Consider the following 22,138-nt stretch of genomic DNA (forward strand, 5'->3'; position numbering starts at 1 on the left):
ATTCGTCCAGCATCCACAGCATGTGCTGTGGGCTCGCTCATAACATCCGGAGCGGGAACATCATTAAGCGGTCCGAGATTCTTCATCAGCTGCCTTACCCATCCCCGGCAAATGCCCTCCTGTTCTCTCTGACTCAGATTATGGGGGTCACAGATGACGCCTCCCTTTGCGCCTCCCAGCGGAATATCCACTACCGCGCATTTCCAGGTCATCCACATGGCAAGGGCTCGAACAGTATCGATTGTTTCCATGGGATGGAAACGGATACCGCCCTTGGCGGGGCCCCTGGCATCGTTGTGCTGAACCCTGAAACCCCTGAAAACCCGAACGCTTCCATCATCCATGCGTACCGGAATACTTACATGGTATTCCCTCTGATTTAGGCGAAGCAGATCTCTGGTCCCCTCTTCCAGTTCCAGCATATCCGCAACATTGTCGAACTGAGCCTGAGCCATCTCGAACGGATTGAAAGACTTATCAGCCATTGCCTACATCCTTTCCGGTTAAGGGCATTTTACAGTGGCAAAATAATTCTTGAATCATGTAAAGTCAAGAATGATGTAGAGATTGTTATCTTATTATATATCAACATATAATAACTTGTAATTTACCCGGAAATCGGATAAGAAAACGAATACCCAGGAATTATCGAACAAGTCGGCCGATGAGCAAGTTGAATACGTATTACGGCAGACCTGCCCGCAGTTGATTTTTTGTCAAAACTCCGCGGAGGGTGAGCGGGCACCGGTTCTTGATTGCCGGAGAAGGTCAGTAATGATTTGAGGCAGAGGTTAAGAGCGCTGGAACTTTTCTGGCACAGGCTGTAATAGGCCCTTGTAGTTTTTACAAATTCATGAACTAGATTTTGAACCCCTCCTCTTCTGTAAAAATTGAAAATTGAGAAATCTCCGACAGGGTTCGCGATTGACCTGAGAAAGAGATTAACTTAAAATCTTTCGGCAGGGAGTCTATCATTGGAAAATTAACCGGAGGTGGCTGTTATGGCTCAGAAAGTATTATTTATAAACTGTACTCCGAAGAAGAGCCCGGAGGAATCCAATACGCGCGCTCTTTGCGACGATGTAGCGGAAGTTTATGAAAAAGAGTACGGTCTTAGTTGCAATTTCATAAGGGTTGTGGATTTTAATGTTCTGCCTGGGATTGAATCTGATATGGGTAAGGGTGATGAATGGCCGCGGATACTCGAAAGGATAAAAGACGCGGATATAATTATCGTTGCCACACCTATCTGGATCGGAAACATTTCATCACTTGCCCAGAGGGTCTTCGAACGGCTGGAGGGCACATATTCGGAGGGAGAACCGGATAAAGGGCAGTATCCGCTTTATAATAAAGTCGGCGCCGCCGTTATTACCGGCACCGAAGACGGCGCTCATTTCTGCGCCAAGACTATACAGTTCTGCCTTATGCGTTTCGGATGCACCATACCGCCGGGAGCGGACTGCTACTGGGTTGGACCGGCGGGCCCGGGACCAAGCTATATAGCAGCCGAGGGCGGCAAACACCTCTATACCAACCGAACCAAGAGAACAATGGTAGCCAATACTGTTTTTATGGCGGAATTGCTGGCGAAAAACAGGATACCCACAAATCTGATCGAAGTGGAGGAAAAAGCAGTGGCAGAGAGCACCGAATCGATCGAGATAGACTGGCGTTCGGCAGCGAAGAAGGAGTCAGGCAAGTCGCAGAATTAAAAGAACTGTCTTTCTGCCTGGAAAAGACTTCTATGCCGAACTGTGCCGGAGTTCAGTTCTAAAAAAATCTTCTGGACTGATATTCGCTGAATCACATAGAATCGTAATTTGAACGGTCATCCGACATTTACAACCTTATAAATGCTGTTATGGAAGGCGGACTTTATTTTTTCAGCAAGATTCACGGCGGGAGGCCTGTAATGAATATTCTCAAAAGAGTCGAAGAGGACAATGTAGAGTTCGTTGAGCTCGAATTCTCGGATATATTCGGAACTCTCAAATCTCTGGAGATACCTGTCTCCGCGATGGCAGGCGCCCTGGACAGGGGCATATGGTTCGACGGATCATCAATCAGAGGATATGCCAGGATAAAAGAGAGCGATATGTTCCTGAAGCCGGATATCGTCACCTATTCTCTGCTTCCCGGCGAAAATGATGATATGAAAACGGCCCGCTTCATGTGCGATATATTCAAACCGGACGGGACCGTGTTTACCGGAGACCCGAGAGCGATACTCAAGAAACAGGTTAAGGAAGCCATGGATATGGGTTACCGGTTCAATGTCGGGCCCGAGGTCGAATTCTTTCTTTTCAAGAAATTACCCGGCGGCTCTATCGCCACACCGGATTTCGATACCGGCTCATACTTCGACAGCTCGGAAAAAGACCTGGGGAGCGATATCAGGAAAGAGATTATGAGCACCCTTAAATTCTTCGGCATTGACTCTGAGAGAGCTCACCATGAAGTGGGAGTGGGACAGCACGAGGTGGGATTCAAGTACGGAGACGCTCTTTCAACCGCTGACACTGTGGTGCTGCTAAAGAAAATAATCAAATCTATCGCTCACAAGTACGGACTTATCGCTTCTTTCATGCCTAAACCCCGCTATGGCAAGCCGGGAAGCGGGATGCACATTCATTCCAGCCTCTTTTCCAACGACGGATCGCCCCTCTTCTTTGAGGAAAACGACAGGTACAATCTCTCCAAACTGGCCAAACAATTCATCGCGGGACTGCTTAAATATATCAAAGAGATCGTCTCGCTCACCAACCCTACTATAAACTCATACAAGAGACTCAACTCAGGTTTTGAGGCGCCTAAATATATCTGCTGGGGAAGCAAGAACAGATCTTCACTTATTAGAATACCTCAATCCTCTCCCGGAAGAAAATCCTCGGTCAGGGCTGAATTGAGATGTCCCGATCCCAGCTCTTCCCCCTACCTTGCTTTCGCCGCGATACTGAAAGCGGGGCTCGAAGGTATCAAGCAGGAGCTGGAACTTCCAGAACCGATGCGGGGCAGCGTCTATATGAAATCTGATGAAGAACTAGACGAACTCGACATTGAAATGCTTCCCGGTTCTCTCAGTGAAGCCCTGTCAAACCTCGAGAAGAGCTCTATCATGGAAGACCTTCTCGGCAGGGAATTCCTGATAAAATACGTGGAAGCAAAGAAAAGCGAACTGAATGAGTTTGATATGGCTGTAACGGATTGGGAACGCGCCCGGTACCTGGACAGATGCTAATACTCCGAGAGAAGTTCTGATACGAGAATATCACCTGTTATGGTCTTCTCTGAATAATCTTTTGGTGTAAGTACGTGTGTTGGAAGTTATTCTGCATCTTAGCTTCCGGTTCAGGGTCAATTTATCCCAAGCTTTGAGCAGTGCTTCCGGATCCTTTTCCGGAATCATTCCGTTTCTCTTATCTTCTCCAATCAGGTCCGGTATGTATATCCAGCCAGAGGTAATGACCGCTGTTCTGGAGGCGAACGCCTTCAGAATAACCGCGGGGCTCCCTTTGTAGCTGTGCCAAATTCGAAGAAGCAGGAAATTGTACTCCCTGAAGAGCCTGCCGGCTTCACAGATAACAGAATTCCCCAGCAAGTTTCTTTGGAGCTCCCCGAAAATTCGGCAAAGTATTATAAAGAACATTGCGAGATACAATCAGTTATCAGGATTGGTAAGTGGAGGAGGGCTTTCATTGCTGATGAAAGTGCGGCCTGATCGATATTTTCAAAACCCTCCGGAGGCGAGCGGGCAAGGATTTCTGACCCGAAGGGGCAGAAGCAGAGCGAGCCCGAGGTGGGAGTTGCGATTACCTCGCCGGGGAAATCGACAACGATTTTGAAAATATCAATCAGCCGCATACTGTTACAAATCATCGACTACCTTATAGGTTATAAAAATTGGGGAAACTCCACGCATTTTCTTTGTTGACAGAAAAAACCGATATTTCTATAATAGAAACAGAAATAAGCCAAACAATGAGAGATAGCGCAATTGCCAAAAATACCGTTCCGATTGATAATGGCTTGATACGGCAGGGTAAAGTTGGATGTAAAAAATAACGTAAAGAATATCCTAATAGTTGACGACGACGCGGATATGTGTGATGAGCTAAAAGAGGCTCTGCACCAGAATAACTTCGCTATAACTCTGGCTAATACAGCCGCAGAGGCTCGAGAGGAGCTGCTGAAGACCGAGTTCGATCTGGCAATACTGGATGTGTATCTCCCGGACAGCACCGGTATAGAACTCGCCAAGAAGATAAGGGAGGACAACTCTACAACGTCTATATTGATGATTACAGGGTACGCCTCCCTCGATTCCTGCCTGGACGCGTGGGACGCAGGCGCCTTGAAGTTCATACAGAAGCCTCTGGATCCCGCCAAACTTAAATCCGCGGTAAACGAAGCTCTCAGAATCCGGGACGAAGAGGAACGGCGAATCCGCAGGGAGCGTAAACTTGAGAAACAGGGCCTGACAGATTTCCTCACCGGACTTTATAATAAAAGGTACTTTAATGACTGGCTGGCAACCGAGATCAGGAGCGCGAAAAGATACGGCTATTCCTTCTCGCTGGCCATGGCGGACATAGATTTTTTCAAATCAGTGAACGATGTCTACGGGCACATAAGCGGTGACATCTTGCTAAAAAGCTTCGCGGAATTCCTGAAAAACCATATAAGAGAGAGCGACGTGCTGGCTCGCTACGGGGGTGAGGAGTTTCTTATACTACTGAATCGAACCAATAAAAATGGGTCTCTCGCGTTCGCGGAACATCTGCGTGCTTCGGTAGAGGCAAATTTTTTCAGTGCCAGAGGGAAGAAGCTGAAACTCACTGTAAGTATAGGCGTATCCAGTTTTCCAGAGGACGGCTTGACCGCGAAAAACCTTATGGACGCAAGTGACTGGGCACTGGATAAGGCAAAGATCGCGGGGCGAAACAGGGTGGCGTCCGCGGGAGGTATTGCCGGCCAAGCGAGCGAAAGGATAGGCAAAGACGCCCCCGAACCCGGAGCAGATGAGATGAGGGGAAAGCTCTCCGACATAGTGAAAAGAGCCAACAAGACCGTGCTGGAATCGGTGCGCGCCTTTGCAAGGGAAGTCGACATGAGGGATCATTACTATGACGGGCACCTGGATGAAATCGCAGCTACCGCCGGCATGATAGGAGACAAACTGTCTCTCTCCGACCGTGAAATAGATAACATCAGGATTGCCGCCGCCTTGAGAGACCTGGGGAAAGTCAGCCTGCCCGATCACATACTCGATAAACGAGGGAAGCTCACTAAAAGCGAAGAGGATCTTATGAAGATGCATCCGCTCATGGGCGCGGACATAGTGAACTTCATACCGAGATTCAAGGACATAGCGCCCTTGATACTCTTTCACCATGAGATGTTCAACGGACAGGGCTATTGCAATGGCCTGAAGGGCAAGGAAATACCCGTCGGAGCGCGCGTTGTCGCAGTGGCTGACGCATATCACGCCCTCATCTCGGACAGGCCTTACAGAAAGGCGTATACAAGAGAAGAGGCAATACACATCGTGAAGAAAGATTCCGGAAAGCGGTTCGATCCGCAGGTGGTCGGGGCCATGGTTGAAACCCTGAGAAGCGAGGGTAGTACGGATGAAAAGCGCGCCGGCAACTAAGACACTAAAGGAATGGAGCGGTCTTGAGACAAAATAAACTCCAATGCTCGCCTCCGGCAAGGGCCGGCAGATAAGCTCCGGAATGCCAATGAATCGAACTCAATTGATGTTATACAATAAACGCCGAGGTCAGTATGAATAGAAAGTCGGAAGAGAAATCGAGCCGTTACACCGATAACGATTTTCACATAGTGGGGATAGGGTGTTCCGCCGGAGGCCTGGACTCCATGATAGAATTCTTCGAAGAGCTTCCTCCAGATACCGGTATGGCCTATATAGTGGTTTCACATCTCTCTCCCGACTACAAATCGAATTTGAGTGAAATCCTCAGTAAACATACAGAGATGACGGTCACCGAGATAGAAGACGGAATGAAAGTGATGCCCGACACAGTTTATGTAATCGCCCCTGACAGGGACCTGATAATAAGAAACAAGAAACTGCTGTACAGGAAACCGGAAAAAAGAAAGGGGCTGAAGCACCCTATAGACCGCTTTTTCCGGTCCCTTGCCCTGAACGAGGAAGAAAGATCGGTCGGTATAGTCATGTCGGGGATGGGTAGCGAGGGAACCCTGGGTATAAAGGAGATAAAGGGACATAACGGACTGGTGATAGTTCAGGATCCGGAGACGGCAAGTTTCAATTCGATGCCTTCTTCGGCCTTAGATACCGGGATGGCCGATTTTGTCTTGGCTCCAGGCAGGATGCCCGCCGAACTGATAAATTTTACCAACACCTTCCCCGGTAATTTATATAAGGAGCATGCCGAGAACACCTCCTCCGTGAACCGGGAAAATATAGACCGGATAACCAATATTATAAATTACGGCACCGGCCATGATTTCTCCATGTACAAGGAAAACACCCTTGTCAGAAGGATAAAGAGGAGAATGTCCATATTAGATATTCCCGACATTAACGATTTCATTAAACACCTGGAGGAGAACAAGGCGGAAATGGAAGCGATGCTCAGGGACTTTCTGATAGAAGTAACAAGCTTCTTCAGGGACCCGGAAGCGTTCGAGGCAATTAAGAAGGAATACCTTCCCGGGATAATAGAGAACAAATCAAATGATGATCCGCTCCGGATCTGGGTCCCCGCCTGTTCCACAGGCGAAGAGGCCTACTCGTTAGCCATGATGTGCAAGGAATACATGATGGAGAATGGAAGGAATGTCCCCACTCAGATATTCGCCACCGATATCGGCGCCGAATTCATAGATATCGCCCGCCGGGGAAGATACCCGGAGACCATAGATCAGCATGTAAACAGAGATAGACTGGAGAAGTTCTTCGTGAAAGAGGACGGCCACTACCATATAAAGAAAATGATAAGGGAGATGATCGTCTTTGCCCAGCATAATGTGACTGCCAACCCTCCCTTCTCAAATCTGGACATTGTGAGCTGCCGAAACCTGCTCATCTATCTCAGCCCCTCTTTGCAGAAGAAGCTGTTCCAGATCTTTCACTACTCCCTCAACCAGGAGGGGATACTTCTTCTCGGAACCTCCGAGAGCACGGGGCAGTGCAAGGATCTCTTTAAGATTCTGGATGAAAAATTAAAAATATTCAGAAAAAGACAGGTTAACAGAAGAATTAAAATCCCCTCCACATTTCACTCCGCGAGAAAAAATAAAATGGACCGGAAAAGCACAGAGGGAGCCAGTCCGGGTAAAGAACAGCATATCAACAGGTTCATAAAGGCATTCAAGAATGAAATACTGGATAAATATTCCCCCCCCGTTGCCCTGATCGAAGATACCGGGAACATACTCTACATCAAGGGGAACCTGGAAAAGTATCTAAGAATTCCGTCGGGGAGAGCCCGGGTCAACAATATTTTCGAAATGGCGAAGGATGGATTGAAGCGAAGGCTGAATGCCCTGGTCCGGGAAGCGGTCGATAATAAGAATGATGTCTCTCGAAAGGTGGATTTAGACATAGACGGGGAAATAAGAAATATAGAGCTTATAATAATCCCTTACTTTAGACCCCATCCGCTGGCCGGGCTGATGACGGTGACTTTCACGGATCAGAAAACCCCGGCGAAACAGCAGGCACCCCCGGAACGTAAAAACGCCGCGGAGTACGATGAATACAGGTTGAGGGAACTGGAAAAAGAACTGGAATTCACCAAAAAAAATCTCAGCGCCACCATATCCGATCTGGAAATGGCAAACGAAGAATTGACTTCAATGAACGAGGAGTTCCAGTCCACCAACGAAGAGATGCAGAGTGCCAATGAAGAACTGGAGACTTCACAGGAAGAACTGAAGTCGTTAAACGAGGAGCTTAACGTTACCAACAGAGAGCTCAAGGTAAAGATCGATGAAGTTTACGAAGCTAACAACGACCTGAGAAACCTTTTCAGGAACGCTGAAATCGCCGTACTGTTTCTCGACAAGAAATTGAGGATCAGAAGATTCAGCTCAAAAACCAGCAAACTTATGAACTTAATCAAATCGGACGAGGGACGCCCCTTCAAGAACATATCGACCAACCTGACCGGCGCCGATATTGTCGAAGATTCTAAGAAAGTACTGAAGAATCTGGAGTATAAGATAAAAGAAGTGAAAGACGAAAAGGGCAATTGGTACCATATGAAGATAATGCCTTACAGAACACGGGAGGATTCGATTGGCGGGGTAGCCGTAACTCTTTTCGATATCACAAGGCGTAAGGAGATGGAAGAAACCGCCAAACTTAACTCCGACCGATTCAGGAAATTCTTTGAGGGCCAGCAGAATTACTGCTATATACTATCCGAAGATGGCAAGATACTAGACGTGAACAGTTCGGCGCTCGAGGCACTGAAATATGAGAAGGAGGAACTGGTCGGAGAGCCGGCAGAAAAGATCTATCCTCCCGAATCAAAACTCCGGGTAGAGAAGTTACTGTCCGAATGGAGTAAAACTGGCAAAATCAGAAACGAGGAACTGACAATCATATCAAAAAACGGTCAGGAGAGGATAGTACTCCTGAACGCCGACAGAATTAAAGATTCCGCCGGCAACATCTATTTTCTCTTCGTACAGAACGATGAAACAGAGCGCAGGAAGGCACAGGAGGTATTAAAAAGGAACAGGGACGAACTCAAAAAGCTGGTAGATAAAAAATCAGAAGAATTGATATCCGCTCACATCGAAATCGAAAATGAAAAGCGGCTGGCCAGCCTGGGCACACTCTCTGCCACGATCGCGCATGAGCTTCGGAATCCTCTGGCAACTGTAGAGGTTTCGGCTTTTAATATAAGAAAAAAGACAAGAAATAAAGAGATACATAAGAAACTGGATAAAATCTCCAAGAAGATCACCGAAGCATCGGTGATAATAGACAATCTGCTGAATTTCTCGAATATCAAAAGTCCAGTTCTCAAAGATATTTCTATCGGCGGAGTCCTCGAGAAATCTGTTTCAGCCCTGGAGGACGCCTTTCCCCAATACGGCATAACTGTTAATATCAATATTCAGGAAATAAAAGGGCTGATCATTGATGCCGATCCTGTCCAGCTGGATAACGTATTCAGAAACATACTTCTCAATTCGTATCAGGCGGTGATGCATGAAAAGGGACAGATAGAGATCAAAGGGTACCGTGCCGAAGATAAAGTAATGATAGAGATAAGCGATGACGGCCCGGGAATTGATAAAGAAGTCATGAAAAAGGTTTTCGAGCCTTTCTTTACCACCAAGACCAAAGGCACTGGCCTGGGACTCAGTATATCGAATGAATTCATGAAACTCCACGGAGGTGAAATAAAGATCGACAGCCGGGAAGGGGAAGGAACCGCGGTCAAAGTGATTATTCCCTACAACGAAAAAGAAGTATGAGCAGGAAATCGATAATCATCGACGACGATGAAGACCTTTGTGAAGTCCTTGCCGAGACACTCTCCGACCTGGGTTTCGAGGTGGATATAGCACTGGATGCCGGGACCGGACGTCAGTTTCTCAAAAAGTACAGCTACGACCTGATTCTCCTGGATCTAAAACTTCCCGGAGATGGGTTCAGCATCCTGCGAAAAATTGATTCTGCCGAGTTAAATAGCAGATTATTCATAATTACCGGAAACCCTATCAACAATCTGCCGAAATATAAGCGAAACCTGTTAGATAAGGCGGAAGATGTTTTTATTAAGCCCTTCCCCATGACGGATTTTCTAAAAAAAATCAAGCGGTGAGTTTTCGAACACAGTCAAGGCGCAGATGCCGGTAAGGCCGGCTCTCCGGAGAAATTGTCTGTTCTCCGGCCGTTAGACAAAAAAATCTTTCTGATGGAAGGATTACATCCATAGTAACCGGCAATTTGTTAGAAGAAATAACTGGGTTATCAGCTTCCAATGCAAGAAATTTAATTTTAAAGTTTGAAAAATAAATAAGAGATTTCATTATAAAAATTATTTAGAACTTTTTAACGAGGAGTAAAAAACTTTGACTTTTTAACAGGCAAGGCATATTTATAAAAAAATAACTGTTCCGGTGATTTTTTTGTTTTCGGGTTTTGCGGTGGGATTCAGGGTGCTTTAATTGGTAAGTAATAATGCTTTAAAAACCGGTTTATAAACCCTTTCCCAGACCAATGCACACGTTTTTTCCCTAATTTTTTACTTAGTATATTTTAAACAGTACGGATAAAAGAAAAAAACTGTTTTTACTACTTGCAAAAAGTGGTTAAAATGCATTATTAAAGTTTTTTATACCGGGTTCGGATTGATATACGGCTAATTTCGAGTAAAAATATCAAGAACGGTGTGCGGAAATTCATGAATTAAGAAGGAGTATATATATATTATGAAGATAGTAATAGTGGGAGCGGGGGACGCTGGATTTGAACTCACCAAACGGCTTGTTATAGAAAACAAGGATGTAATAGTGATAGAAAAGGATCCGGATGTTGCAAGCCGTGTATCAAAACAGCTGGACTGCAAAGTGGTAACGGGGCCGGGCAACAGGATGGAGATACTCAGTCAGGCAGGTATAGATAAAGCCGATTTCTTTATTTCGGTAACCGGTTCGGATGAGGTAAATATAATAACCTGCGGCATGGTATATAAGACATTTAATGTGGGATTTACGATAGCCGGAGTGAAAAATATAGATTATTTCGGCACAAAAGGAGCAGATAAAACTTTCCCGGGAATAGATTTTATAGTAAATCCCGACATAGAGGCGGCAAGGAAAATAATAGAGATTATAAACAGTGGCGCAAGCAGCGAGATAATTATATTCGAGCAGGGCGAGAATCAGATGAAAAATATTGTGGTCAGCAAGGAGTCTTTTATGAACGGTATAGCTGTAAAAGAACTCTGGCAAAGACTTCAGGCAAATTTTCTTATAGCAGGCATAGAAAAATCCGACAGTTTTGTCATCCCAACGGGAGATACCGTAATAAACGAAGAAGATAAGATATATTTCATTGCGTCAATAGATGAACTTGAAAAGATATTCCAAATAATGGGACAGCCGCCTATAGAGATCAGAGACGTTCTTATCGTGGGGGGGAGCAATGTGGCCATCTATGTCGCTGAGCACCTGCTTAACGCGAACAGTAAAAATCCCAGCGCGATAAACAGGGTTCTGGGTGATTTCAACGGGGGTAAAAGGAACTATAAGATAAAAAATATGAAGATAATCGACTCGGATTATGAAAAGTGCAAGGAGTTATCAGACAGGTTCCCGGAAGCCGTAGTCATAGAGGCGGATATTTCGGATGAGACTATTATTGCCGAAGAAGGGTTAGATAATTTTGATCTTGTAATTATGGCCACCAAGAACTACGAGCTCAATATACTGGCGGCTCTTTATTTAAAAACAGTCGGAGTAGAACGGGCTATAAGCCTGTTGAAACATAAAAATTATATGCATATGGCTTCAAAGCTCGGAGTAGATGCTATTGTAAGTTCCAGAGACAGTATCAGTAACCCGATTCTTAAATTAATAAGAAGAGGAAATATCATGAGTATTCACAGCATCTCAGGGGGAGACGCTGAGATCATGGAGTTTCATCTTGAAAAAAATAACAAGTTAGCCGGAAAGAAGATAATGGACCATAGTTTTCCGGCTCATTCACTCATACTTTCTGTCGTAAGGGACGGAAAGTGCATTATACCGCACGGTGATCTGGAGATTTTAGCCGGAGATCACGTAATAATTATTGCCCAGAAGGATCAGGTAGAGAAGATAGAGACTATGGTGGTCGGCTGACAGTGAATGTAAAGTATGTTATAAAAATCCTGGCTGTACTGCTTTTGATCCTGGCTGTATTTATGATTCTGCCGGTTATACTCGCTTTCTATTACCGGGAGGCTTACCTTTCAATAAGTTTCTTAGTACCGGTTAGTTTTATCCTGATTTTCAGTTCAATTGTTCTATGGTTTACAAGAAAAGAAGAAACACCTCATCTCAGTACAAGAGACGGTTTTTTGCTGGTAAGTTCTGGATGGTTTTCAGCAGCTGCCTTAGGGGCAATCCCCTTTGTCATATCAGGGGCGATACCTTCGATTACTGACGCCTTTTTCGAGGCAATGTCAGGTTTTACAACTACCGGAGCTTCCATATTGACCGATATAGAGTCCCTTCCCAAAACCATACTTTTCTGGCGCTCATTAACGCACTGGCTGGGCGGCATGGGTATAATTGTACTGCTGGTTGCTATATTTCAATTTATAGGAGCAGGAGGCCTGGGCCTGCTTAAAGCAGAGGCTCCGGGCCCGACGGTAGACAAGATTACTCCGAAAATAACGAAAATGGCAAAAATACTGTGGTTTGTATATGTGGGGCTGACTTTATGTCAGATAATTCTTCTTATGGCGGGGGGGATGGATCTTTTTAACGCCAGCACGCATGCTTTCGGAACGATGGCTACGGGAGGATTCTCCACAAAAGCCGGTTCTGTGGGGCATTACAGTTCCCCTTTCATACATTATGTCATCACGATCTTTATGCTGCTGGCGGGAATAAACTTTGTTCTTTACTTCAAAATGTTGACCGGAAAGATAGACGCTTTATTTAAAGATACCGAACTGAAGGTATATCTGAGTATATTCGCCGTAGCCAGCATAATAATAGCTGTAAGCCTCTATGGTAATAGCTTCCCATCTGTGGAGGAGAGCTTCCGGTATGCAGTGTTTCAGGCCGCCTCCATACTTACAACGACAGGTTTTGCGACAGATGATTTTGCCAGCTGGCCTTTCATGGCACAGGCAGTTCTTTTCATACTTATGTTTGTGGGCGGATGTTCAGGATCTACGGGGGGCGGGATTAAGGTTATCCGTTATGTTAAACTCTTCAAACTGGGAAACAATCAGATGAAATACCTGCTTCATCCCCGCGGTATATTCAAAATAAAGGTTGGAGAGAATATACTAAAGAAAGATGTCATGTATCTGGTTTCCGGTTTCTTTTTTCTCTACATACTGCTGCTTTTTGTAGTATCACTTATTGTATCTTCCGGCGGCAACAGTATTCTCACTTCATTTTCATCCGCCCTTGTTACCCTGGGAAATATCGGCCCGGGTTTCGGCAGGGTCGGGCCGACTCTGAATTTCAGCTTCTATCCCGATTATATAAAATGGGTTCTGAGTTTTGCAATGATGGCGGGCCGCCTGGAGATTTACACCCTTCTTGTTATATTTACACCTATGTTCTGGAAAAAGTAAGAAAAATTAACGGTTCTTTTTTTCGAATGTGACGGTCACAGCCAGCATCGATGTGGTCCCGAACAGAATGGAGATGGCCACGACTCCGGGAAGCAATGTCATGATGCTGTCCAGACCGGTGAGCATGTTGATGGTGGTGGTCTTGCCTGCGCCATTCGGGCCCAGAAAGCCAAACAATTCCCCACGGGGAACGCTGAAAGCAGCGCATTCAACAGCCGTGAGATCGCCGAATCGTTTGCTCAGATCAGAGGCTTCTATCATCTGCGCTTCTCTCATCTCTTTTCGTCCTAATTGCCGTAAGTGCTTGAGGAAGCCGATCCGCCTATCCAAAGAGCGGAGCGTCCGCTAATCCTCCACATTTAAAAGTCTTTGGGTTATTTTTTTCCATTCCGCCAGAGTCTTTCCATTTACTCGATAATGGACAAAATAGCCTTGCTTGTTCGCACCGCCCCCGTCGACAGAAAAACCCGAATTTCTTATAATTAAAGCGCTATTGCTGCTGTTGTATTTTTCGCTGATCAAGATCTTTTTTAGCGACCTCCAAGACGCCGCGTTTTTTGATTAGCGTTCTGATTCTATCACTATCCGGAAAACGGATGGCATCATAAACGCACCACACTTTGCAGGATGTGCACCCCACCATGCACTGGAGCGGTCGAGCAACAACAGTTTTTTTACGGCCCCAGTCATAATCAAAAACATTTCGGCCGCAAGAGGTCACGCATATGCCGCAGCCTGTGCATTTATTCAAATCGACAATCGGCGCCCAATCAATCTCTTCTCTGGGTATGCCTTTCCAGTATGAGAACTTGTTGGTTAATTCATTGTTATTTTTCCGCTCGGTTTTTGAACAGTGCTTCTGCATAAATTGTGCAATATGTTCTTTGGCCCATATATGACCCTGGCATATAATTTTGTCATCCACAATCAAAGCCGGAGTGAGCAAGATATTCTTTTCTTCTATTTTCAGAATTTCATTCATATGATGAATAATATCCAGCTTACATTCAAGGCCCAATTCGTGGATAATATCCTCCACATCAGTTTTAAGCTGCCTCTGCATGGCGCTGTCCCTACCGATAATTTTAATGTTCATGAAGATTCTCCTTTCGATTTGAAGGTTTTCTCAAAAATAAAATACAGATTCGGCAGCAACAGAAGCGTCACGAACAGGGAAAAGAACAATCCGCCGATCACCGCGATGGCCATCGGCTTAAGCATGTCGCCGCCTTCACCCCAGTTGATCGCCAGCGGCATTAAGCCCAGCATAGTGGTTGCCTGAGTCATCAGAATGGGACGCACGCGCAGGGGCGCCGCTTCCAGAATCGCTTCCCGCAGCGCCAGGCCTTTCCGGCGGTATTCATTGATAAAGGAGATCAGCACCACGCCCTGGGTGGCGATACCGCCGGTCATGATGATCACGCCGATGAGTACGGTGGCACCGGCCGGAAAACCGGTCAGAAGTAACGCCGCAATCACGCCCACTAAAGCGAAGGGCACCCCCATTAAAATCAGCAGCGGCTGTTTAAAGGAATTGAATTGTATCGCCAGAATGACATAAGCGAAGAACAGAGCGAACAAGATTATTTTTATCATGACGTTCTGGCTTTCCTGCATCAGATAGACCTGGCCGCCAAACTCAAACGAATAGCCTTCAGGCATAGGGATATCAGCCAGCGATTGATTGACTACCGCTGCCATTTCACCCACGCTGGCGCCTGCGGTCACGTCGCTGGACACCACAATCTGTTTCACCTGATCCTCACGGATAATCTCTACCGGCCCCAACCGCGGGATAACTTTTGCCACGGTGCGCAGCGGCACTTTCTCACCGTTTCTTCCATCGATGAACAGATTCTCGATATCCTGCTTTGAAGTCATGCGATTTTCAGGCACCATCACCCGAATGTCGTAATACTCACCCTGGTCGCGATATTGGGAGGCCACCGCGCCGTCAATCAGGCTTTTTACTGAATTAGAGATTGTCTGCGTGGAAATGCCCAAATCTGCCAGTCGCAGACGATCCACGTGAATCTGATATTCAGGCTTGGTAATCTGTGTACCGACGCGGATATTGGTCAATCCGTCTATTTTATTCAAACGAGCTGCCACCTGCTGCGCCATTTCATTCAATCTGTTTAAATCGAAGCCTCGGACTTTGATCTCCACGTCCGATTCGCCCATTTTACGGATGCCTTTCATCTTTGCCTGTTTCACGACCAGTCTGGCGCCAGGAACGCATGATTTCATCACCTGACGGTCTTGATGCGTTCGGCATGTATTGTTCGGTCGAAAAGGGCCGATTGGCTTTGGGAACCAGCTCGATGCCAATCTCGCCTTCATTGGCGATTTCGTAGGTAATGAGCCCCCAAACTTTTCCGCCGGACAGCACAAAATACTTGTCCACATAGCGGGTCGTCTTGCACGACGCTCTCCAGCCGGGCCAGCAGGCTGTCGGTGCGGGCTACCGGAGGTGCCGGTCGGCAAAATCGCCTTTATCATGAGCCGTCCGTCATCCACTTTGGGCAGGAATTCGCTGCCGATCTTGCCGAAGAAAAAGACGGCGGCGATCAGTAGCGCGATAAAAACCGCTACGACAATCCAGCGGAACATCAGAAGAACATCCAGAGCCCGGCGATAGATTGCGGTCGATGACCTCGAATGAAACGGTCGGCAAGGCTGTGATGTTTGCGGGGATGCCCCTTGGCGGTGACCAGGTAGTGGGTCAGCATGGGCGTGACGGTCAGCGCTACAACCAACGAAATGACCACGATCCCCGCGATGGTTAGAATCAATTCGCGAAACAACAATGATGTTAGACCCGGAATGAGTAGAAACGGCAGGAACAACGCCAAAAAAGTCAGGGTGGACGCCAGCACAGCAAGTGCGACTTCGCTAGTAGCGTTGTCTGCTATTGTGTCACTGCTTCTTCCTTCTATCAGATGCATCCGGGTGATATTTTCGATCACCACTATGGAGTTGTCCAGCACCACGCCCATGGCCACCACCAGTCCGCCCAGGGAAAATATGTTGATGGAAAAATTGCCCAGTTTCATCAGAAAAAAATTGAACAGAATCGTAACCGGCAGGGCAACGAGCATCACCAGCACCTGCCGCCAGTGCCCCAGGAAAAGAAAGATCACCAGAATAACCAACAGCACGGCGACAATGGCAGAATCTCTGACGCCGGCGATAGCGCCTTTAATGTAATCTGCCTGGTTTTCCACAGTGTTAAAATGAATGTCGGGCGGTATGGTTTCTTTCAGTTTTTTGGTCAACTGGTTTACCGCTTCCGCCACTTCAACCGTGTTCGCGTCAGCTTGCTTGAGAATGTTTAATTTAATGGCAGGCTTACTGTTAAACCGGGTAATCACGCGCTCGTCTTCGTGGCTGTCTTCCACAGCTGCCAGATCTTTTAAACGCACCATCGAATGATTGTTATTTAAAATAACCACGTTGCGTATATCTTCCATGCTATGGAATTCTGCGGTGGTGCGCACAATATATTCCCGGCTCCCCTCGGTTACACGCCCCGCCAGCCGCTCAATATTTTCTTCCCGCAACCGATTGATCACCTGGTTCAACGTCAGGTTGTAGGCAGCCAGCCGTTCGGGATCGAGATGGACACGGATTTCCCGCTCCAGCCCGCCGACAATTTCGGTGCCGGCCACGCCTTTCACTGCCAGAAACTGATCCTGCAGCACATTCTCGACCCAGGTGCGCAGTTTCACTATATCCCTACCCTCGGACTGAATGATAAGCTGCACCACCGGCAATTGCGACGGATCGGCTTTGAACATGATCGGCGGGTCCACGTCGGGCGGCAGTTTGCGGCCCGCCAGCCCCATTTTCGCCACAACATCCTGATACGCCACATCCACATCCGTGCCGTATTCAAAATTGATCAGCAGAGTATACATACCCTCAATGCTGGACGACTCCAGGTAATCGAGATCATCCACGGTGCTCATGAGCGCGCTCGACAGCGATCGGCTGATGTTGTCGTTGATTTCCTCCGGGGTCGCGCCGCGCCAGTAGACATAGACCTTGATCATGGGGTAGGTGATGTCCGGCAGAAAGTCTGTGGGCATGCTGGGAATAGCCATAGATGCCCGAGGACGATCGCCGTTGCCATCAAGCACGAGTGGTGGCTACCGGGCGCTTAATGCTGATAGATGTAAGTTTCATTTTCATACTCCAATTCTATTCTACCCAAAGACACCGAGCACATAGATATTTTTTGATACCTTTTTTAGGTGTTCTCTGTAGTTTTGCGGCTATACATTCCCCTGAATCTTTACTGCCGTCCCTGTTTTCAACTCTTGCTGTCCCTCGACAACAAGTTGATCGCCTGACAGCGAGACTCCTGGAACGAATCTCCAGCCAGCCATCCGGCCTCCGATGCCGGTGACCAGAGCCACTTTCTCTTCTGCTTTCCCATTCTTCGACGATGAAACAGGCCTTGTTTTGAGGGCGCTCAATAATCGCATGGTACGGGAATCGCAATGATGCCTTGCGAGCGTTCGGGTGACAAACGTCGCCTGGACAAACATGCCAGCTTTTAAGTTGGGACAAGGTTTTTTGAGCTGAATTTCCACCATGCCATTGCGTGTCTGACTGTCTACCTGCGGATAGATGCGTTGTACAATCCCTTTGAAAAACTTTTCGGGGCAGGCATCAGCGTGAATCTCAGCCGACTGTCCGATCTCAAGTTTACGGATATCCAGTTCCGAAACATGGACATCCACCCGTAATTTTGCGCTACTCTGAATTTCGAACAGTTTGGTTTTAGCTGGCACCATGTCGCCGAGATCAACCCAGCGCCGGGAAACCACGCCATCGATCGGCGATGTCACTGGATTTTCTTTATATTGCTGCAGGGCAAACTGGTAATCCTGCTGCGCCCGCTTCAATTCTTGTTGGAGTTTCAGATTATTGGGATCTTTTGCCAGCTCATCTTTTTTTGCCTGCACGAGCAACCGCGCCGAATTGATTATGTCTTCCCTCAACAGCGAGCTGAGCATGGCGACTACTTGATTGGCTTGCACCCGATCCCCTTCGTGTACCAGCAATCTGGAAATCTTTCCTTCGCCTGTGGCCAGGATATTGGCAACATTCTCCGCCCGCAGCGTTCCGGGCAATTGTAGTTTTTCCATCGAGTTTTCCGGTTTTGAACCGGCTGCACCTTGACCAGTTTGGCATACGGATTTTTTGACTTCCGCGGACTTCTCCTGGTTTCGAGCCGCAGCCGCTGGATCAGCCAGAGCGATACAAGCGACAGCCATTACGATTGAAATATTCGTTTCATCTCGACCTCATTCCTCATCTACTAGATTTAATTCTGTCACCTGCAGTCCCACCATTTTGGCGCCGCTGTCCGTTGTCATTGACAGCGGTTGCCGGCTCGGTGATCAGGCATTGGCTCCCAGTCACAAAATTCCCATCACTGCCAGCAGCCGGGCGCGGGCAATATTATAATCCAGCGTTGCCTGATCCAAGGTTAGCTGACTGTTGAGCAACGTCTTCTGAATATCCAGCAAGTCCGTATTGGAACGCCGACCGGCATGATATTCGATCATGGCCAGGCGATAACTCTGCCGCGCCTGCTCCACCGCCCGTTGATGAATGGCGATTTGCTGCTCTTTTTCTTTTAGCCGAGTGTAGCTGTTCTGCACCTGGGTTACCAGATTCTTGCGCACATATTCACGCTGCCATTGAATCTGCTCCAAACCTGCTTTTGCCTCATCGATCTTTGCTCCGATGACGTTGCCGTCATAGATGGGCACTTCGATGTTCAGACCCCAGAAGTAGCGCTTGTTCTTATCCAGAGAAAAGGATTCAAATCCGAATTCATAACCGTAATACGCCTGGGCAGAAACTTGCGGCAGTCGCGCCGCCTGCTGAATTTTTATTTTTGCTTCGCCTTTGCGCAGATCGAACTCCAGTTGTTTCCAGGTGGGATTATTTTCCAGCGCCGTCGGCACCAGGGTTTCCGGGCTCTGCTCGAATGGAATCACCTGCAAAGAGTCCTGCGGCAGTAAAATCTGGGGGCGTTTTCTGCCAAGCATCAGGCATAGCTCATATGACACGGCCTGATAATCGTTCTGAATTTCAAGCAAATTACCATCCGTGGTAGCAATGGCAACGCTAATACGGTCCAGCTCCAGTTGCGACATGTGACCGGCTTCCACTAACAGCCGGGCGTAGCGCTGCTGTGTCTCCAATTGCTTTCGATTCTCCAGCAGGATCTGTTCTTGATTTTTCAGCGTCTGCAACTGGAAATAATCAAAGGTGACCGCCAGCTTTAAATTCAATTGTTCGGAAACAAAGGACTGTTCCAGCGATTGAACTTCCGCTTCCGCCGCCTGTTTGGTATGTTTTAATTTTCCCCCGGTAAATATGGGTTGACTGATAGAAATAGTTGGGAAAAGATCATGTTGAATATTTCCCAGCACCTGTTTCCTGAACCCGGGCACAATATCCAGATAACCGTATGAAAAATTCCCTTCGATTTTCGGCAGCAGCTCTCCTTCGGCCTGCTGAAGCCTTGCCTGACCGGCTTTGGTGCGCGACGCAGCTTTTTTCAACAGCTCGTTGTTGGCGAGAGCCTCCTGCATCGCATCATGTAACGAAATGGCGCTAGTGTCTGAAACCGTTTGCTGGGCATGAAGCACTAGGGGAATGAATAACGAGTAAAGCACGATAATAATTTTTCGTTTCATATTAACTCCAATGATTTTATTCTCAATTATAATGCAATCCCATACGCCCGATTAATGGCTGGAAGGAGATTTTTCAGTATTTTTTCTGCTGACGCTTTATTATCGTTGCCCACACTCAATGCCAGATCATCCAGTTGTGCGGATAGCGTTTTCAGGGCAGTCTGATAATTCTTGCAGCGTGCTTCATTATCAGGCGCGGGGCAGGGCGCCAAGAAAACATTGTCCCGAAGCTTCAGCAGATCGCCCAGCATCGGCTTAATGGAAGCCAATCCTGATTTTTGCTCTTCACTGATCATCTTTTTCGCCAGCTTGCGCAAGTGAAACAGCCGGTCCGCCGCATAGACCAGGTTATTTTCTTCATGCATTTTTACAAACAAGGCGCAGGTTGCGCCACAAGTTTTTAGTGCATCTCTAAACATTCCGTTAGCCAAATGCTTTTCCATATCGATCATGCCTTGATGAATTGCATCCAGACGGGCACTGAATTTCTTGTCCTGCTTGTATTGGGCCGGCGGCTGGCTCTGGAATTTTTGCTGGACGTTTTCCCATAACGCCGTGGACTGTCGGATATGTTCCAGTCCTTTCGCTTGCTTTTGAGAATCTTCCTGTTTGATTAATTCCTGCACAATGGCGCAGTACTTCCTCATTTTCTGTCGGCTTTGAAGCACCATGGTATCGAAATTCTTAAGTTCTGCAGAAAAAACTGGTTCTTGTATCGGAAAAACCGAATCGGCGATACCCACTAAAATGCCAAAGGCAAGCAAGAAAACAGAATAATTAAAAAAATTTGATTTTCGCATGACTGTTTCCTCCAATTTCAATTTAATGTTCATGTCAATATACGCCCCAGATCAGATATACACCTCCCAGAATCACCAGAATCCCGCAGATCTTTTTCAGGATCACAGCGCCTTTGGACCGTTCGTTCCAGTGCAGGTATTTCTGTACCATGCTGGTGAAGGTCCCGGCCAGTACAATAATCGAACAGTGCCCGATGGCATACACAAGGATCAAAGATCCGGCAACTACGGGTTGTGATGAGGCTGTATTGAATACAATCCCCAGCATGGGCGCCATATAGGCGAATGTGCACGGGCCAAGGGCTACGCCAAAAAGCAGGCCAATGATAAACGCGGCCAAAGCGCCCTTTTTCTTCATTTTGGGCTGATTGTGAACGCCCAGAAAAGGCAGATTGATGATTTCAAGAAGATGCAGGCCGATTACAAAGAAAATCACGGCGACCGCGTAATTGCCGATCTTTCCCACATCGCCCATAATGCGCCCCATCAGCCCCGTGATCAGCCCGATGACCGCGATGGTAATCAGTATACCGGCAGAGAAAAGTGCGGCCAGGATGAACGCGCGCTTCTTTGCGACAATGCCCTGGCCGTCGATGAATCCCACGATCAGCGGGATAGACGATAAATGACACGGGCTGAGCAGTATGCTCAAAATACCCCATAAAAAGGATGCGGTCAGGGCAAGCCATGCCGCGCCGCTCAGGCTTTGGGTCAACCAGACGAACAAATCTTGTATCATTTCACACCCTTCTTTTTCAATACCTCGACCAGCTCTTCCTTGGGGAAAAATCCTTCATGCCGAAAATATTCATTGCCGTCTTTATCCAGAAAAATCTGGGTGGGAATGGCACGTATTCGGTATTTTCGGGCATAGGGCTTTCCCTCTTCAGTCCAGACATCGTGAAACACAACTTTGACCTGCCTGGCGTACTCTTTTTCAATTTCATCCATAATTGGCTGCATCATCCTGCACGGGATGCATTTCACTGATCCCAGTTCAATAAAAGTGACCAGCAGTGAATCCGATTTACTGCTCTTTTGCAAATGTGAGGAAGTATCTGAAACGGTTGTCTGTTTTTTTGTTTTTGCGGCGGATGTCTCTTCGTTTTTCTGATCAGAGCAGTTGACTTGCATCAACAGTATAACAAAAAAAAGAGGATAGACGATTTGACATTTTTTCATCATATTATTTCTCCTTGTAATTGATTGATCTTCAAACCACCAGCTTTGTCAGTGGTTCTCGATCGGAAACTTGCCAGTGTGAACAGCACGTTTTCAAACGTAAATGACGGACTTCGAATGCCGG

At 47.1% G+C, this 22,138-nt stretch carries 16 protein-coding genes and 2 pseudogenes; 7 read left to right on the top strand and 11 right to left on the bottom strand.

Annotated features, from left to right (window positions below):
* Positions 1-485 (bottom strand): annotated as a pseudogene (locus tag U5O15_06685) (Glu/Leu/Phe/Val dehydrogenase dimerization domain-containing protein).
* A 516-nt stretch (positions 486-1,001) separates the two neighbouring features.
* On the opposite strand from U5O15_06685, the gene U5O15_06690 reads away from it, so the two are divergent.
* Both U5O15_06690 and glnA read left to right on the top strand, forming a co-directional pair.
* Positions 1,002-1,715: a flavodoxin family protein gene (locus tag U5O15_06690; GenBank protein ID MDZ7860338.1), complete on the top strand. Its 714-nt coding sequence runs from the start codon at positions 1,002-1,004 to the stop codon at positions 1,713-1,715.
* A 200-nt stretch (positions 1,716-1,915) separates the two neighbouring features.
* Positions 1,916-3,241, top strand: coding sequence for a type I glutamate--ammonia ligase (gene glnA, locus U5O15_06695; GenBank protein ID MDZ7860339.1), 1,326 nt, complete (start codon positions 1,916-1,918; stop codon positions 3,239-3,241).
* 30 nt (positions 3,242-3,271) lie between these two features.
* Here the strand turns inward: glnA and U5O15_06700 are convergent, their stop codons facing one another.
* Positions 3,272-3,601, bottom strand: a complete 330-nt coding sequence (locus U5O15_06700; GenBank protein MDZ7860340.1) for a hypothetical protein — start codon at positions 3,599-3,601, stop codon at positions 3,272-3,274.
* 447 nt (positions 3,602-4,048) lie between these two features.
* Between U5O15_06700 and U5O15_06705 the strand changes: the two genes are divergently transcribed.
* From U5O15_06705 to U5O15_06725, 5 genes are all read left to right on the top strand, one after another.
* Positions 4,049-5,653 carry a diguanylate cyclase gene (locus tag U5O15_06705; GenBank protein MDZ7860341.1) on the top strand — a complete coding sequence of 535 codons (1,605 nt, stop codon included), beginning with the start codon at positions 4,049-4,051 and terminating at the stop codon, positions 5,651-5,653.
* Between the two features lie 134 nt (positions 5,654-5,787).
* Positions 5,788-9,483, top strand: a complete 3,696-nt coding sequence (locus U5O15_06710) for a chemotaxis protein CheB (GenBank protein ID MDZ7860342.1) — start codon at positions 5,788-5,790, stop codon at positions 9,481-9,483.
* Entirely contained in the window at positions 9,480-9,833 is a 354-nt protein-coding gene (locus U5O15_06715) for a response regulator (protein MDZ7860343.1), read from the top strand. The genes U5O15_06710 and U5O15_06715 overlap by 4 nt, the downstream gene beginning before the upstream one ends.
* Before the next feature lie 610 nt (positions 9,834-10,443).
* Positions 10,444-11,856: a Trk system potassium transport protein TrkA gene (locus U5O15_06720; protein ID MDZ7860344.1), complete on the top strand. Its 1,413-nt coding sequence runs from the start codon at positions 10,444-10,446 to the stop codon at positions 11,854-11,856.
* A 2-nt stretch (positions 11,857-11,858) separates the two neighbouring features.
* Positions 11,859-13,310, top strand: a complete 1,452-nt coding sequence (locus U5O15_06725; protein MDZ7860345.1) for a potassium transporter TrkG — start codon at positions 11,859-11,861, stop codon at positions 13,308-13,310.
* 111 nt (positions 13,311-13,421) lie between these two features.
* Here the strand turns inward: U5O15_06725 and U5O15_06730 are convergent.
* The 9 genes and pseudogenes from U5O15_06730 to U5O15_06770 form a co-directional block, all read right to left on the bottom strand.
* Positions 13,422-13,568 (bottom strand): annotated as a pseudogene (locus tag U5O15_06730) (ATP-binding cassette domain-containing protein).
* A 232-nt stretch (positions 13,569-13,800) separates the two neighbouring features.
* Positions 13,801-14,406 (bottom strand): thioredoxin family protein, encoded by a 606-nt coding sequence (locus tag U5O15_06735; GenBank protein MDZ7860346.1) that lies wholly within the window; start codon positions 14,404-14,406, stop codon positions 13,801-13,803.
* On the bottom strand, positions 14,403-15,923 hold the full coding sequence (locus tag U5O15_06740) for an efflux RND transporter permease subunit (GenBank protein MDZ7860347.1): 1,521 nt from the start codon (positions 15,921-15,923) through the stop codon (positions 14,403-14,405). The genes U5O15_06735 and U5O15_06740 overlap by 4 nt, the downstream gene beginning before the upstream one ends.
* Positions 15,923-17,416 carry an efflux RND transporter permease subunit gene (locus tag U5O15_06745; GenBank protein MDZ7860348.1) on the bottom strand — a complete coding sequence of 498 codons (1,494 nt, stop codon included), beginning with the start codon at positions 17,414-17,416 and terminating at the stop codon, positions 15,923-15,925. The genes U5O15_06740 and U5O15_06745 overlap by 1 nt, the downstream gene beginning before the upstream one ends.
* 171 nt (positions 17,417-17,587) lie before the next feature.
* Positions 17,588-18,595 (bottom strand): efflux RND transporter periplasmic adaptor subunit, encoded by a 1,008-nt coding sequence (locus U5O15_06750; protein MDZ7860349.1) that lies wholly within the window; start codon positions 18,593-18,595, stop codon positions 17,588-17,590.
* Between the two features lie 144 nt (positions 18,596-18,739).
* A complete protein-coding gene (locus tag U5O15_06755; protein MDZ7860350.1) occupies positions 18,740-20,032 on the bottom strand; it encodes a TolC family protein in 1,293 nt (430 codons plus the stop codon).
* Positions 20,033-20,058: 26 nt separating this feature from the next.
* On the bottom strand, positions 20,059-20,832 hold the full coding sequence (locus U5O15_06760; protein MDZ7860351.1) for a hypothetical protein: 774 nt from the start codon (positions 20,830-20,832) through the stop codon (positions 20,059-20,061).
* Positions 20,833-20,866: 34 nt separating this feature from the next.
* Positions 20,867-21,571, bottom strand: coding sequence for a cytochrome c biogenesis protein CcdA (locus U5O15_06765; GenBank protein MDZ7860352.1), 705 nt, complete (start codon positions 21,569-21,571; stop codon positions 20,867-20,869).
* Positions 21,568-22,017, bottom strand: coding sequence for a thioredoxin family protein (locus U5O15_06770; protein MDZ7860353.1), 450 nt, complete (start codon positions 22,015-22,017; stop codon positions 21,568-21,570). The genes U5O15_06765 and U5O15_06770 overlap by 4 nt, the downstream gene beginning before the upstream one ends.
* Positions 22,018-22,138: the final 121 nt, after the last annotated feature.

The organism is Candidatus Krumholzibacteriota bacterium (genome assembly GCA_034520215.1).
Classification (GTDB): Bacteria; Krumholzibacteriota; Krumholzibacteriia; order Krumholzibacteriales; family WJIX01; genus JAGHBT01.

What these genes read in the sequence shown, in the direction of transcription:
- U5O15_06750 (MDZ7860349.1), bottom strand. Translation starts at nt 18,595, where the DNA reads ATGGCTGTCGCTTGTATCGCTCTGGCTGATCCAGCGGCTGCGGCTCGA.
- U5O15_06760 (MDZ7860351.1), bottom strand. Translation starts at nt 20,832, where the DNA reads ATGCGAAAATCAAATTTTTTTAATTATTCTGTTTTCTTGCTTGCCTTT.
- U5O15_06740 (MDZ7860347.1), bottom strand. Translation starts at nt 15,923, where the DNA reads ATGTTCCGCTGGATTGTCGTAGCGGTTTTTATCGCGCTACTGATCGCC.
- U5O15_06720 (MDZ7860344.1), top strand. Translation starts at nt 10,444, where the DNA reads ATGAAGATAGTAATAGTGGGAGCGGGGGACGCTGGATTTGAACTCACC.
- U5O15_06765 (MDZ7860352.1), bottom strand. Translation starts at nt 21,571, where the DNA reads ATGATACAAGATTTGTTCGTCTGGTTGACCCAAAGCCTGAGCGGCGCG.
- U5O15_06710 (MDZ7860342.1), top strand. Translation starts at nt 5,788, where the DNA reads ATGAATAGAAAGTCGGAAGAGAAATCGAGCCGTTACACCGATAACGAT.
- U5O15_06755 (MDZ7860350.1), bottom strand. Translation starts at nt 20,032, where the DNA reads ATGAAACGAAAAATTATTATCGTGCTTTACTCGTTATTCATTCCCCTA.
- U5O15_06715 (MDZ7860343.1), top strand. Translation starts at nt 9,480, where the DNA reads ATGAGCAGGAAATCGATAATCATCGACGACGATGAAGACCTTTGTGAA.
- U5O15_06770 (MDZ7860353.1), bottom strand. Translation starts at nt 22,017, where the DNA reads ATGATGAAAAAATGTCAAATCGTCTATCCTCTTTTTTTTGTTATACTG.
- glnA (MDZ7860339.1), top strand. Translation starts at nt 1,916, where the DNA reads ATGAATATTCTCAAAAGAGTCGAAGAGGACAATGTAGAGTTCGTTGAG.
- U5O15_06690 (MDZ7860338.1), top strand. Translation starts at nt 1,002, where the DNA reads ATGGCTCAGAAAGTATTATTTATAAACTGTACTCCGAAGAAGAGCCCG.
- U5O15_06745 (MDZ7860348.1), bottom strand. Translation starts at nt 17,416, where the DNA reads ATGGCTATTCCCAGCATGCCCACAGACTTTCTGCCGGACATCACCTAC.
- U5O15_06735 (MDZ7860346.1), bottom strand. Translation starts at nt 14,406, where the DNA reads ATGAACATTAAAATTATCGGTAGGGACAGCGCCATGCAGAGGCAGCTT.